Origin of the sequence: Larkinella arboricola (assembly GCF_003259745.1) — a bacterium.
In the GTDB taxonomy this organism is placed as follows: domain Bacteria; phylum Bacteroidota; class Bacteroidia; order Cytophagales; family Spirosomataceae; genus Larkinella; species Larkinella arboricola.
Genome location: NZ_QLMC01000005.1, coordinates 12,497 through 27,178, shown reverse-complemented (window position 1 = coordinate 27,178; position 14,682 = coordinate 12,497). Strand labels below are relative to the sequence as shown.

Genomic DNA, 14,682 nt, shown 5'->3' with positions numbered 1-14,682 from the left:
ATGGCGAATCCACAAACCATTAAACACCGATTTCACGTTCTGGATATCTTCCGGGGGATCTTTGCCTCTATGGTGGTATTTTTCCACTTATCGCCTTTTGCCGATACCCCTTTGCTCAACAATAACTTTGTCGAAAACTCTGACATGTTTGTTGACTTCTTTTTTGTACTAAGTGGATTCGTTATTACGTACAGCTATCCAAAAATTTCCAATGGCGCTGAATTAGGAGGCTTTATCAAAAAGAGATTACTGCGAATTTATCCGCTGCACGTTATCCTGCTTTTCTGTTTTTTAATCATTGAAAACATAAAGCTTTACTTCTCTACGTACATCCACATTAACCAACCTTATAACGAAAGCAACAACGTTCTCACCTTCTTTACATCCCTTTTTCTGGTAAACTCTGTAAAGTTTCCGGGGATTCGGGATGTAAGCTGGAACATTCCCAGTTGGTCAATCAGCGCCGAAATGATTTGTTACCTCATTTTCGGGGGCGCGTTGGTTCTGTTGCATAAAGCCAGGTTACAGTCGGTCAAATACGCGGTATTGGGATCTTTACCTTTTCTGGGTCTTTTTATTCTCATCGCGATAACGGGTCGGTCGGAACTGAATTATAGTTTTGATTACGGTTTTTTACGCGGGATTATCGGCTTTTTTACGGGTTCGGTCTGCTATTACGTTTTCAACAAAGCCTACCCTGTCCTCAGCCAGATCAAAGCATCTTACTTTTCGTTTCTGGAAATTCTGACCATGCTGGTTTTGGGTCTGATGATCTATTACGGGACGGCTTTGAAAGCAATTGGCTTTGTCTATGAATTTATTTTCTTTCTCGCAATTCTTACTTTTTCCTTTGAACGCGGCATTATTTCTGCTCTATTGAAGAAGTCAGGTTTATTGAAAAACATCGGAACATACAGCTATTCGATTTACATGACCCACACACTCTTGCTGAGTTTGTTTAATGTCGTGTTCATACGGCTGCTGAAACTGCCGCCCTCAGCTTATGTTTATCTGGTTTTTCTCAATTATTATCTCATTTATATCGTCTCCCGGTGGACATATAATCACATCGAAATGCGGTTTACGAAAGGAATCCGATTACCGCAAAACAACCGTAATAAAGTATTATCCAATAGTACACACCATTGAAAACGAAAGTCGTACAACCAGGCCAAATTATGAATAAGTTAAGTCCTCTCATTAACCGTGTATTCTTTCTGATTACACTCGTTGCGTTTGCCGTTAGCTGTCAGCCGGACATCACTCCCCGGCCCATTGCGGACTTTTCTGTGGAACAGGTTTCAGGCTCGCCGGGAAAAATAAAAGTGACGAATAAATCGCTGAACGCGAAACGGTATCAGTGGACGTTTGGCGACGGACGGGCATCAACCGCAGAAACGCCGGAAATTGAATACAAAACGGACGGTACGTATACCATTACATTAACCGCTAAAAGTGACGTTGGCGAAGATCAGGTTTCTAATAGTGTTGAGATTAGCGGTCTGGTTAAAATTGCCAAGGCGGATTTTGATTTTGCTTTCGTGAACGGTTCGCCTAACCGGATGCAGTTTACCAATAAATCAACCAATGCCGACCGGTATCAATGGTTATTTGGCGACGGACAATCATCAACCGAAGCCAATCCGCTTATTGAATTTAAAACGAACGGTGTGATTTCAGCCCAGTTAACCGCCCGGAATGGCAACAGTGCCGACGTGATTACGAAAAGCGTTTATATCTCCGAAATACCTACAACTGGCAGCGTTATGTTCTGGACCAATGGCGCAGGCGACGGCAGTGATATTGAAGTATATGTTTCCAACGCGATGCAGGGCCTTGTCAACAAGTATCAGTCGTCCGGAACGCCAACAACATGTGGACAGGATGGCTACGTAACCTACCGGAATATCGAGGGAACCTATGGTTATTATGCTCGTTCAAAAAACCGTACCTGGTCGGGTACAGTGACGATTAAAAACGGCGAATGCCGCACGAAATTATTACCGCAATAAATCAGAAACTCAGTTCTGTTAAACCGTGAGCAACCTTCTCTTACCCAACTGGCTTTCTAAACATTTATTTGTTTACCGTCCGGACACTATTGCCGCGGAACAACTACACGATTTACGCAAACGGCTGGCTAAGTTCAATGTTGATAAACCGGAAATTTCCATTGTAATTCCGGCGTATAACGAAGAGGCTAATTTACTTCATACGTTATCGTCGCTGGCCGATCAGCAACTGTCCCGACCGACCGAACTTCTGGTGGTCAACAACAACTCGGCGGATCGTACGCAGGAGCTTCTCGACCAATGCGGGGTGCGGTCCATTATCGAGCGCCGGCCCGGTGTGGCCTTTGCCCGCCAGGCTGGTCTGGAAGCGGCCCGTGGTGTTTACATGGCCAATGCCGATGCCGATTGCCTTTATCCGGCGGGTTGGGTCGAAGCCATTACCAAGCCGCTGCACGATCCGGCCATTGCCTGCACCTACGGTTTATACGCGTTTTTGCCCAGCCAGAACTCGTCGCGGCTGGCCCTGATGGGCTACGAAAAGATTGCTCAACTGGTCAATAGCGTCCGGAACCGTGACAAGACCTTCATGAATGTGTACGGTTTTAATTTTGCTTTCCGCCGGGCAGATGCGCTTGCCGTAGGCGGTTTTGCCCTGGATAGCGGCCGTGAGGGATCGGTGGCCGAGTTGGTAGCAGCCGGTATTAAACCACCGCCATCCGGAAAGTGTGAGGACGGCTGGATGTCGCTTTCGCTGCAACAGGAAGGCAAGGGGCGCACGTTTCGGGTAACTGATCCAGCCGCACGGGTCTGGACAAGCGACCGGCGACTGCTGGCCGATGGGAGCCTTGGCAAAGCCTTCATTACGCGTGTCTGGCAAGCGGTTCGGGGGCTGGCCTCGCCCTTTTCTGCATCCGGTTCAACTTCATCTTAACTTCCGTAACGCTTTATACTATGGGCCGGGCCGTGTTGATGGTACTTGTTTTAGTTCGTAAAACGATCCTGTTAACCGTGCTTTTTATGGGCCTTTTAAATACCAGTTTTGCCCAATCCTGTACGGGTGTATTAGGCGACGCCATCATTAACGAAACGTTCGGCACCGACGTTCTAAAGCCATTGGCCTCAGGTCAAACTACCTACCGTTACGTATCCGACCGCTGTCCTACGGACGGTGAATATATACTGGCAAACTCCTCCTATTGTTACGGTTCAAACTGGCATACGCTCACCGAAGATCACACAACCGGTGATCAAAATGGAGCTATGATTATTGTGAATGCCTCCTACGATGCGGGCGAGTTTTATAGCCAGTCCGTAACCGGATTATGCAGCGGGATAACGTACGAGTTTTCTGTCTGGGTCTTGAATTTAATGAACCCAACTCCGCAAAATGGCTGTAATTCCCTGGAGCCTACTCCACTCGATCCGGACATTACAATGAAAATTCAACGGGCGGATGGAAGCCTTATTAAAACGATTCATACCGGAACAATAGCGCGCTCAACTTCCCCAGTCTGGCTTCGATATGCTATTCTGTTTACCATGCCGGTAAACGAAAATTCTGTAGTTGTTAAGCTGGTCAATAACGGACCAGGCGGCTGCGGAAATGACCTGGCGCTGGATGACATTCAATTTCGACCCTGTCACCCAATCGTTCAGATTTATTATGACGGAAATACCGGCACAAACCTGGAAGTTTGCGAAAACAGTACTTACCTGATTCAATCGAACCTCGGCTCCGGTTATGATCAGCCGGTTTACCAATGGCAGGAAAGTACCGATAGCCTTAGCTGGCAAAATATTGCCAATGCCAATCAAAACTCATACTTAATTAAGGCTGCCATTTGGGAGAAGCGGTATTACCGACTGGTATGTACACAATATCCCAATCGTATAACGCCCCAGAATCACCAGTGCTATTCCGTTTCTAATACCCTGCTGGTAACGGTTCGCTCGCCTGAGGAATGTCGGAATTCATGGATTTATGTACCTGATGTCTTCACCCCCAATCACGATCAGATAAATGATGTGCTGGAGGTTTATCATGACGAATCAATTACGTTCGAACTGCGCATATTTAACCGCTGGGGAAGTGTCATTTTTATAACAGATACGCATGGCGCTGGCTGGGATGGAACGTACCTGGGAAAACCCTGTGAAGAAGGCGTTTACCCCTGGAAAATTACGTATACATTGCCTACTACCAATACACCTGACAGGACATTTTTAAAAACTGGACAAGTCTTGTTAGTGCATTGATGCTGGAACAGTTGTACGATAAATGTGCATTAATCTATTCAACGGATGGAAAACTATTTCCCGGGTGTAACCTTACTGGTTACGCATTATAATCGAAGCGGTTCACTGGAACGGCTATTGCAGACGTTCAGCAAGTTAAATTGTCGGTTCGACGGCATTGTCGTTTCTGACGACGGCAGTAAACCAGAGCATTTAAACGCCGTTAGAACCCTCGCTAAAAAATACGGTTTTGAACTAGTTACCACGCCTAAAAACAAAGGGTTGGGCAATAACATCAACAAAGGGCAGGACGCCGTCAAAACCCCATACACGTTATACGTACAGGAAGACTTTGTTCCTCAGCCGGCCTTTGCGACACACTTTAACGATGCGCTCGCCATCATGAACTACGAACAGGACCTGGACATCATCCGGTTCTACGCCTATTTTCCGTACCCCTACCTGGAGCCGTATGGAAAGGGATTTTCGCGAATGGTTTATAAACCGTGGCCCTGGTATTCCAATCATTTAAAGTTTTATTTCTACAGTGATCACCCCCATCTAAGGCGGAGTAACTTTTTACAGAAATTTGGTCGTTATGCGGAGGGAATTCACTCTGACAAGACTGAATACAAGATGTGCCTTTCCGTTATTCAGAAGAAGGGGAAAGGACTCTTCTTCAACGAATTAACAACCATGTTCGATCAAAAGAACTCCAATACCGAACCCAGTACTTTAAACCGGGCCGACTGGCGGGAAAGCAGCAATCCAGCCTTTCTTTTCTTACGCTGGTGGTATTTAAAATACCGTCTGCTTAAAAATACATTTGAACTGGCAACCCTGAAAGATTAACTTATTAGCTCCTGATTCCGACTAACTTCCATTGTTCCGATTACATCTCATGAGCCCTTCATCCACGCATTTTCCGGGTGTTACGTTATTAATAACCCATTATAACCGAAGCAGTTCCCTGGCGCGTTTATTAAAAACGTTCAAGGAGTTAAACTGTACGTTCGACGAAATTATTGTTTCGGATGATGGCAGTAAGCCAGAGCATTTAAACGCCATTCATAACTTAAATACGCAATATGATTTTCGGTTAGTTACAACACCGAAAAATAAGGGATTAGCCAACAACCTGAACAAAGGCCAGGATGCCGTTAAAAGTCCTTATACGCTTTATGTGCAGGAAGACTTTATACCTAAACCAGCCTTTGCAACGCATTTCAGAAACGCGCTGGATATGATGAACGAGGATAAGAAGCTGGATATAGTACGGTTTTACGCTTATTTTCCTTATCCTTATCTGGAACCGTATAAGAACGGTTTCTCTAAAATGCTGTATAAGCCCTGGTACGGTGATTATAACAAGATTTATTATTACAGCGATCACCCCCATTTAAGACGGAGCAATTTCTTACAAAAATTTGGGCGTTATGTTGAAGGAATAAAATCAGACAAGACGGAGTACAGAATGTGCATTTCCTTCATCAAAAACAAAGGGAAAGGCTTATTCCTCACGGACTTTAACGCGATGTTCGAGCAGAAAAACTCGGAGGATGAGCCCAGCACGGTAACGCGAAGTAACTGGCGTCATCAGAATACTAATTTTTTCGTCGTTTGGGGACGCGCTTTGTACCGGCAGATCAAGTATAACTTTGATTTAAATTTTTAAGACGAAAAGTATTACAAGCGATCATGCCGTAAGACAGCCGCTTTTTAACGGGATTAAAATATATAAACTTCAGACCGCGCTTAATTAAAAAAGGCTGCCAGCTTCTGAGAAGCTGGCAGCCTTTTTTAATTACCCTTTATCTTTATTTATCGGCTTTTATCACTTTCCGTACTACCCGCTCCGGTCCCTGTTTCACTTCAAGAATATACAGTCCGGCTGGTAATCCCGTCATGTTAATGGTCTGTGAATAGGTTTTATCCGTCTTCTGGGCCTTAATACGCTTGTATTGCGTTCCCTGGCTGGCGCTGAACAAATTGATCTCCAGCGGTGCATCCGTATTGCCTTCGAAGTCAATTGTAACATAATCAGCCGTCGGATTCGGGAATACGCGGATGGATTCATCCAGGGATTTACCCGGCGACTCCGCTGACGCCAGACGGGCCGTTGCCGTTGTGGAAGTGGATGATGTAACCAACTGATCGGAAGCAATTACAAACATGGGTGTTTCGGTCACCGTCAGCGTCAGTTTTCCGGCCGAGGTGTTAAGCTTCTGCATATCAGCCGTGTCGCTGGCCATTTTAGGCGTGTATACTTTGGCGTAAGCTGCTGCTCCTAAATCCAGGGTATACTGCGCCGTCCGACCCACTTCATCAGGCACGACCAGCACGTACGCTGACTTGCCCTGATACTCATACCGATCGACAATCGGGTTGGTGTTGATCGTTTCTTTGTACGTGTACTTCCCAAGAATTTTATTCGTTTGGAAAAGAAAGTCGGCGGCCGGTTTGCGGGTAAAGTTCTGATTGATCAAACCCGATGAGCCAAACTGCGTTGGATTCAGGAAGTTATCGTCATACATCTGATAGAAGAAAACCCGTTCCACCCCCGAGCGAGCATAAAACAACGCCGTCCGCAGAATCCAGTCAGCCTGGGTCTGGTACTCATTTTTGTTACCAATCGGAATAGCTTTCAGCGGGCTGCCCTGGTTGGCATCGTACCCGGTTTCCGTTACCCACACCGGCATATCGTACGAATACCGGTGAGCGGCTTCAATAAAGTCTTTTACAACATCAACCGCCGATGAAACTTCCGGCGCAGCGCCCCGGCCCGACATACCACTTTGCGACGAGTTGGAATTATCAGGATACAGGTGGTAGTTGATCACATCCCAGCACAGATCAACAGTTCCGTCGGGTTTGTAACCACGGTATTGTTTACACCAGTCGATCATGCCCTGCAAGTAGTCGGGACCGGCGTAGGCCGATGCCAGACCACCGATAACCACTTTGATGTTCGGGTCCGCGTTTTTCACACCGATGCCCGGTCCCATCGTATTTTTATGACCATCGTAGAACGCCGACAGGTTAGCCGCATACTCACGGGCAGTTTGATACGCTTTCCGGCCTTTCCACCATTTATCCCGCTCGTTGTCACATTCAATGTATTTGATTAAGCCCATACCGATCTTGACGGTATTAATGCCGTCACCAGTCCAGCGTTGCGCCGGGTTCACACTCACCAGTGCCGGGTTTACATTGGTATTATAACCGTACCGGGCAACGTACTGAAAAGCTACCCGCGCCTGATCGATGTAGGAAGCTGGCAGTGAAAAGTCGCTCCCGTAGCGAACGGGCACATTTTCGGTATCCCGCTGATCTTCCGGGTACGTGGCCAGCATCCAGTTCGGCAGCGTCTTCAGACAGGCCAGCACCTCAATCCCTTCAGCTTTGCAGCGTTCGTAGATCGCATCGTAGTTCCAGCCTCCGCTATGGGTCGGATTATACGTATATTTTCCTTCGTTGGCTTCCAGTTTCTCCCAGTCGATGTAGTGACGAATACCCTGGAACGCTTTGACGGCATTCATGCGGTTTTCGTCTATGACATCCGGAATCCGGCCATCAAGAAAATCCCATTCGAATGCATTAACACCCAGGAAATTTTTCAACGGCACCGACTTCTGCGGTATGGGCGTATTCGGAACCGTGGTTGGCGTATAACTACCGTAAAGCTCCATTTCCGTCGGATAATTCCACCAGGCATTCAGCACCAGGTAACGGGCGTTGCTAATGGGCACATCCAGCTTGAAGCGGGCATCGCCGGTAACGGGCCGGTTTGGATAAGGCCCCACCCAGCTGTTGTACTCCTGCCCCGTGAAGGTCGCAATGGGAATTCGCTCCCACTGATCGGTGATAATCGATATGGTAACCGGGTGGTCGACCATCATACCGGCACCATCGAAAAACCGGATGCTTTCAATGGTCATGGTTTCGCCCGGCAACAGCGGATAGTAGGCGTCAAAGTTGTTAAACATCTTGCCATAGCCCGTATTCACTTCATTAACGGTATTTCCGTCAAACAGTCCTTCCAAACCGTTGGCAACGTTATTGAGCTGATACCAGCGTTTGCCTTCAATCGGAATTTTAGTACCCATCACTGCGGGGTATACCGATACGGTCCGGGACACATTTTCAGCCGCACTAAAAGTAGCGTTCCCTGCCTGGGAAGCCGTTATAGTAGTTGTTCCCACGCCCACGACGGTTGCTTTCCATACACCGGTTGCGTTGGATACGGAAATTACGGACGGGTTGGATGATGAGAAGTTAACGGGTGTCTGGGCATTGTTGCTGCTCGCGACCAGATCGAAGGGCGCTTCCCCGAGGGTTTTACTGGGTACTGCTTCAAACGTAATGACAGATGGGTTAACCGCAGCCGTATACGCCTGGACTTCAAGCCAGTTAAAATTCCAATCGCCCTGAACTGCATAAACTCGAATAGTCTGGATTCCAGCCGGTAACGTCGCGGTTCCGCTGACGGTTGTCCAGTTTTGCCAGTTATCCGTAATGGGCACATTAACAGAGGTCAGGGCCGTACCAGCAGCGTTTCGCACTTCGATTTGGCCAGGGCCGTACTGCTTGGCCACCCGGAAATTAATGGCGTAAGTACCGGCTGTCGGCACCTTGATCTTATAGTCCATCCAGTCGCCGGCTTCAATCCATCCCACGTTGAAACCTCCGCCGGTATCCATTGTAGGCTGCGTCTGTACGCCACTCATAGCTTCGTAATATTCGGCCTGAACCCTGGTGGGAATGTTTCGGGCGGTTACATCGAACCAGTTAAAATTCCAGCCGCCCTGCTTGTCGTAAATCTGCAAAACCTGATTCCCCGCCGGTAACGAGATGGTTGCACTGGCAGTCTCCCAGTTTTGCCAACCTCCCCCAACCGGGACATTGACAGTAGCCAGAACGGTCCCGGCGGCATTTCTGATCTCAAGCTGTCCATCGGTTTGCCAGGTAGCCAACCGAAAGCTCAACGTGTATAAGCCCGCCGTGGGCACGTTCAGTTTGTACTTCATCCAGTCACCCGCTTCAATCCAACCTACATTAAGCCCTCCATCGACATCGGATGTGGATTCAGTTTGAACACCACTCATTTCCGCAAAGCTTTCCGCTTCAATCTTTGCCGGAACAAGCTGATATTCAGTCTGAGCAAAAAGCGATACGGAGGGAATAAAACAGAACAAGAAAAGTATAAATTTTTTCATAGCAATGAAATTAAAGTTGAGCATAGCAATTAACCGGCTTGTAGGTATAAGAGAGAAATAATGTGATCAAATAAATAACATAATTGCAACCAAATATATCTTATAATCAAGGATTTAGTACCAATATGTTAGTTAGCGCAATTACCAGACAATATATGAAATATGAAATTATTTTTGCAATAACTAAGTAGTAAAATCAAATAAAGTGGCACCAATTCAATAGTTTTATACAAACCCCACCACCAAAATATGAAAATATTTTTGCCAACATTAAAAAATATTTTTTTTCAAATAGTACATTTTTTTATATATAATCTGGTAACCAACGCAAGCCTAATGCCTTTTCCGTATAAGAGTATCTAAAGAAAACTTGGCAGATAAAGCCCTGATAGAACATTTCAGCGACTCAAGTTAGGTATTGGCAGAAGATGGCGACTCAATTAATAGAAGAAGCCATTAAATACTATAGTTAATCGCAGGGTCGATTTATCAGACATAAATACCAGGCTATGAATAGAAATTTCAACGTCTATAAAAGGTAAATTTTAAAAAAATAATGAAGGCGTTTGTCTATAATTTAAAGCGGTCTAATGCAATACCGAATAATCACTTTTTTCCTGAATAAATACGGTTATAGTAAATGGTTTTTAAGTAAAGCAGAAAAGGATACGAACGATTTATAATTGAAATTAAAGCTGTTAGACTTACAAACCAGTTACGGCGTTTTTAATTCTACTTCGCCCGCCCGACGGACCTTTTCCCACGTTCCTGACTGATTACCTTTCAAATACCGAACCAGACCAGCCAGCGCGCAAACATTCATAAAGGTGAAATAAAACGGCACAAACAGCAGTTTCCAGCGCAAATTTTTCTTCTCCAACCGATAGCCTAACCAGGCGGCCGCGTAAAATAAACACTGAAGGCCAAATAAAACCGTCCAGCTATACCCTCCCGCCGAACCATCCATCCATTCTTGAACCGCCAGCCAGCCGTTTGCAAGAAAAATCAGCGGTAAACAGGGGGGCGCTACTGCCCAACGCATGACCCGGTGCGAAACGTACTCGAAGGTCAGCCAACCATACCGGAAAATATTCAGCAGATAACTCAGACGGACAATGGATTGAAAGCCCCCGGCCGAAATTCGGATTTTACGCTTCTGTTCATCAACAATCGAGAAAGAAGGCCGTTCCATTGCATACGCATCCGGTTCATAAGCTACGCGGTAACCTCGTCCAGCAATGCGCAACGAAATAATAAAATCGTCCAGAATGGTATCCGTTTCGACCGGTTCATACAATTCCGTCCGGACGGCAAACAGCTCGCCAGCCGCGCCGACGATGGTGTGCAGATCCGAGTCCATTCGCTTCAGAAACGATTCGTATTTCCAGTAAAGCCCTTCACCCGATCCGGCCGCCGATTCGCTGTCGTTGGTCAGAATCCGTTTTTCACCCGCTACCGCCCCAACGTTTGGGTCCTGAAAATGGCGAACCAGGTTCTGCACGGCCTCCCGGTTCAGAATCGTGTTGGCATCCGTAAAAATGGCAATTGGCGTCGTTACCTGCTGCATGGCCCGATTCATAGCGGCCACTTTTCCCCGACGTTCAGTACCTTCCAGCAGCGAAATTTTAGAGCCGTAGCTTGCCCGCAGGAAGTCGGACGAACCATCTGTTGAACCTTCCGTAACAAATAGAAATTTAATTTTATCAGCAGGATAATGCTGCGCAAAGGAATTTGCGGCCTTCTCAGCCAGACACGACCGCTCATTATAAGCCGGAATAATCAGCGTTACTTCCGGAGTAAAAGCCGCATCCGTTTTTAATACAGCCCGGCGTCCGCGAAGGCGAACCAATAACCAAACCAAGATACCGTATCCAATATACGTATAGACAACAAGCCCTATACAGACAGCCAGCAAGATTTCCATAAAGTGGTTCGTTAAGAAACCGTAACGACGGACGGGAAAACGGCTTTTGCAGGCCGACGAATTTTATTTTTGAAATGCCAGACAACGGCCTTTGTTAAAGAGCGGAGGTACGCAATCTGCCCTTTTACCGCATAAAGAAGAACGGCTTTGGTCAGGGCAAAACAGAAATAATACAGAATAAAGACATACAACGGGAAGCCACCGACATTTCTTCGCATGAACAACAGCCGGTTGCGCGTATGATAATAGACTTTCATCGGACTGGCTTTTCCAACGCTGATCGACTCTTTGTGGTAAATCAGGGCCGACGGCTGGTAGTAAATCTGAAAACCGGCCCGTTGGATCTGCATCGACCAATCCAGCTCTTCATAATACAGAAAGAACGATTCATCCATAGCTCCCCCCTCCTCAACGGCCCGACGACTCGCCATCATGGCTGCACCGTGGGCAAAATCCGTTGGGCCACCCTGATCATATTGTCCCTGGTCGGTTTCGCCCAGGCCAATGGACCAGGTACGACCGGTATACGGGTTTAAAGGGTGATAACCCGCGTATTGAATGATCGTTGGATGAAAATAAAACCGGATTTTGGGGCACACTATGCCAACCCGGGGATTCGCCTGGAACGGTTTCAGTAACTGGTCCAGCAAATCCGGTGTTACTTCGGTATCGTTGTTCAGGAAAAAAAAGTAATCGCCCTGTGCGTACTGCATCCCGAGGTTATTGCCGCCCGAAAAACCGAGGTTTTCCGGACTGACGACGACCTTTACGTTTGGATAATTCCCTTTTGCAATGCGCTCCGTTGGATCTTCGACCGAAGCATTATCGACTACAATAATTTCAAAACGGGGATAATTCAACCGCCGGGTCGATTCCAGTAGCTCGCAGGTAACCGCGGCCTGGTTATAGTTGATGGTGATCAGCGAAATCAGGGGCACGCTGTCTACACGTTCTCTTTCTGCCATACCGCTTTCAGGGTTCGTATCACAATCATCAAATCGGTTTTGAACGAGAACTTCTTGGCATAAAGCACATCAAGCTGGATGCGCTCCTGATCCGAAACAGCCGCCCCACCCCGTTTGGTAACCTGCCAGAGGCCCGTCAACCCGGCCGGGGCCGCAAACCGCCGGGCGTAACCAGCCGCGGTTAACTTTTCGGCTTCGTAAGGCGGCAGAGGCCGATTACCAACAAATGACATATCGCCCCGTAATATATTATAGAACTGCGGCAGCTCATCGATGCTGGTGTTTCGCAGGAACTTGCCCAGCCGGGTTACGCGGGGATCTTCCTTAAATTTCGAGAACATGGCTTTCGCTTTCTCGGTACGGAAATGTACGTCCTCGCAAACCTGCTTATCGTCCAGGAAAAGGGGGCGCTGGCAGCCGGTTCCGGCCAATTGGCACGCTTCGCAAAGCGCGTCGGCTGGCTCTTCCTCTTTTTTTGTATTGTACATATTCAGTGACGCCATGCTGGAGAGCATCTTATCGGCATCGGTCCGCATCGTCCGGAATTTGTACATATTAAATACTTTATACCCCATCCCAACCCGCTTGGAACCGTAAAAAATAGGTCCTTTTGAATCGAGTTTCACCAGAATGGCGACCACCAGCAAAATGGGCGAAAGCAGTAACAGTAAAATAAAAGCACCCACAAAGTCAAAAACCCGTTTCCAGATTGGCATTCGGACTTGCACAGGCTTCTCTACATTACCGCCAGTTTCGGCGTATTGTTTCTTGCGAATCAGATACGACAGCCGCGTCTGCAACGATTCTTCAGCATAACCGTAGTTAAACACGTCGATCACACGCCCCCGGAATGGTTCAGCGTGCAGGTCAATGCTGGGATTGTCTGTCAGCAGGATTGTTGAAACTTTTGCGGTAACCGGATTATTCCGGACAGCGTTTAGAAACAACGTGCTGTTTAAACGGTCGTTGAAAACCACCAGATCAATATCTGGTTCCGCTTCCAGATAATAAAGGGCTTCTTTCAGACTTCTTGCAACGGTAATCGACGCGGTTTGACCAAACGCCTGATTAAAATCCGCAGCCATCTGAGGGTCATTTTCGACGTATAAGACTCGAAAGGCAGTTCCGTTTGCCAATTCCGTTAGCATATGAATTGTAAGCTATAAAATCAAAAAGCCGACTTTTTAGGCATAGGCGCTGAATATACAGCCCCGTTCCTGTCGCTCGTCCGGCGCAGAATTGCATTAATTTTGGCTCTGACTTCGAGCGGATTAAAAGGCTTAATCATGTAATCGTCAGCTCCTTGTTCCAGGCAGGCAATTTTAGTGGCACTATCCGTAAACGTTGACAGGACAATAATCGGAACCTGCCGCAACAGCGAACTGGCCCGGATAGTCCGGATCAAATCCTGACCGCTTAAGTAAGGCATCTGCAAATCCGTAATAATAATGTCCACCGGATTGCCAGCTTCCAGCCAGTCCATCGCTTCAATTCCGTTGTTCAGCGTTGTCACGTCAAACTCTGTTTGCAAGGTATGACGCAGTACCTTGCGGATGTACGTATCATCTTCTACAACGAGAACACTGTATTTATTTTCCATATAAGTAGGTTGTTCCAATCAAAATTAATACGCTTCCTTTCTCAGTAGGCGGCTTTTCTTTTTATTCAATCAGGCAACATCGTCTTTACAATGATTACCATTTACGAACTACTCAAATCAGTAACAAAAATCGTACAACAACCGCGCCTAAGCTTAGCCCTTGTCTGACAAATTGGTCTATTTTGTTATGAAATGACGTTTTTTCGTAAAAAAAGTCACTGTTTTAATGAAAGTTTAATAAGCTGACATAAGTTTATCAGCCGTTTTGCAAAGTCTCTCGTTGCTACAGGACCGATTCGGAAAGCCAGCCGTCTTTATTACTTTATCCGCTGCAATTCATCGCCTAACACAAATGTCATTTGCTGGAGTTTGGCCCTGAAAGAGATCCACTGTGCTTGCAGGCTTTCAAAGGCCGGGCGGTTATGGGCCTCCTTTTCAATTTCCCATAATTTATTTTCCAGATCAGTCAGGCCAACCATCGCTAACCACGGTCTGAGCTGATGGGTCAGCGAGGTTACACCCGTCCAGTCCAATCGTTGAATCCGCTCTTCGAGGTCCTGAAATTGCGGCATCACATCGTTCAGAAACAACTCAATATGAGTAGCCAGCGTGTCGGTATCATCTGCGTACAGTTGCAGTAAGCGATTGTAATCCAGCTTATTCAGTAAATTATCCGTGGAATAGTGCGTACTGCACGAACATATAGTCATACAATGGCCCGCTTGGGTTG

12 protein-coding genes are annotated in these 14,682 nt (G+C 46.9%); 6 read left to right on the top strand and 6 right to left on the bottom strand.

The features are described from left to right. The 6 genes from LX87_RS19265 (at window position 1) to LX87_RS19240 (ending at window position 5,922) form a co-directional block, all read left to right on the top strand. The gene (locus LX87_RS19265; protein WP_229310732.1) at window positions 1-1,149 is read left to right on the top strand and encodes an acyltransferase family protein; all 1,149 of its coding nucleotides are present in this window, start codon (window positions 1-3) and stop codon (window positions 1,147-1,149) included. 29 nt (window positions 1,150-1,178) lie between these two features. Further along, the gene (locus LX87_RS19260; RefSeq protein WP_111629922.1) at window positions 1,179-2,012 is read left to right on the top strand and encodes a PKD domain-containing protein; all 834 of its coding nucleotides are present in this window, start codon (window positions 1,179-1,181) and stop codon (window positions 2,010-2,012) included. Window positions 2,013-2,037: 25 nt separating this feature from the next. Then, window positions 2,038-2,943 (top strand): glycosyltransferase family 2 protein, encoded by a 906-nt coding sequence (locus LX87_RS19255; RefSeq protein ID WP_111629921.1) that lies wholly within the window; start codon window positions 2,038-2,040, stop codon window positions 2,941-2,943. A gap of 329 nt (window positions 2,944-3,272) precedes the next feature. Continuing rightward, window positions 3,273-4,268 carry a T9SS type B sorting domain-containing protein gene (locus LX87_RS19250; protein WP_211325337.1) on the top strand — a complete coding sequence of 332 codons (996 nt, stop codon included), beginning with the start codon at window positions 3,273-3,275 and terminating at the stop codon, window positions 4,266-4,268. A 45-nt stretch (window positions 4,269-4,313) separates the two neighbouring features. Beyond that, window positions 4,314-5,099 carry a glycosyltransferase family 2 protein gene (locus LX87_RS19245; RefSeq protein ID WP_111629919.1) on the top strand — a complete coding sequence of 262 codons (786 nt, stop codon included), beginning with the start codon at window positions 4,314-4,316 and terminating at the stop codon, window positions 5,097-5,099. Between the two features lie 49 nt (window positions 5,100-5,148). Further along, a complete protein-coding gene (locus LX87_RS19240; protein ID WP_111629918.1) occupies window positions 5,149-5,922 on the top strand; it encodes a glycosyltransferase in 774 nt (257 codons plus the stop codon). 142 nt (window positions 5,923-6,064) lie between these two features. Here LX87_RS19240 and LX87_RS19235 read toward each other — a convergent pair whose 3' ends face one another. The 6 genes from LX87_RS19235 to LX87_RS19210 all read right to left on the bottom strand — a co-directional run bounded on the left by LX87_RS19235 (window position 6,065) and on the right by LX87_RS19210 (window position 14,662). Then, window positions 6,065-9,463 (bottom strand): carbohydrate-binding protein, encoded by a 3,399-nt coding sequence (locus tag LX87_RS19235; protein ID WP_262511092.1) that lies wholly within the window; start codon window positions 9,461-9,463, stop codon window positions 6,065-6,067. A gap of 715 nt (window positions 9,464-10,178) precedes the next feature. Next, entirely contained in the window at window positions 10,179-11,387 is a 1,209-nt protein-coding gene (locus LX87_RS19230; protein ID WP_111629916.1) for a glycosyltransferase family 2 protein, read from the bottom strand. A gap of 11 nt (window positions 11,388-11,398) precedes the next feature. Continuing rightward, window positions 11,399-12,352 (bottom strand): glycosyltransferase family 2 protein, encoded by a 954-nt coding sequence (locus tag LX87_RS19225; RefSeq protein ID WP_111629915.1) that lies wholly within the window; start codon window positions 12,350-12,352, stop codon window positions 11,399-11,401. Beyond that, entirely contained in the window at window positions 12,331-13,437 is a 1,107-nt protein-coding gene (locus tag LX87_RS19220) for a sugar transferase (protein WP_229310730.1), read from the bottom strand. The genes LX87_RS19225 and LX87_RS19220 overlap by 22 nt, the downstream gene beginning before the upstream one ends. Window positions 13,438-13,520: 83 nt before the next feature. Then, entirely contained in the window at window positions 13,521-13,952 is a 432-nt protein-coding gene (locus LX87_RS19215; RefSeq protein ID WP_111629913.1) for a response regulator transcription factor, read from the bottom strand. Window positions 13,953-14,269: 317 nt separating this feature from the next. Continuing rightward, complete coding sequence (locus LX87_RS19210; protein WP_111629912.1) at window positions 14,270-14,662, bottom strand: Hpt domain-containing protein; 393 nt, start codon at window positions 14,660-14,662, stop codon at window positions 14,270-14,272. Window positions 14,663-14,682: the final 20 nt, after the last annotated feature.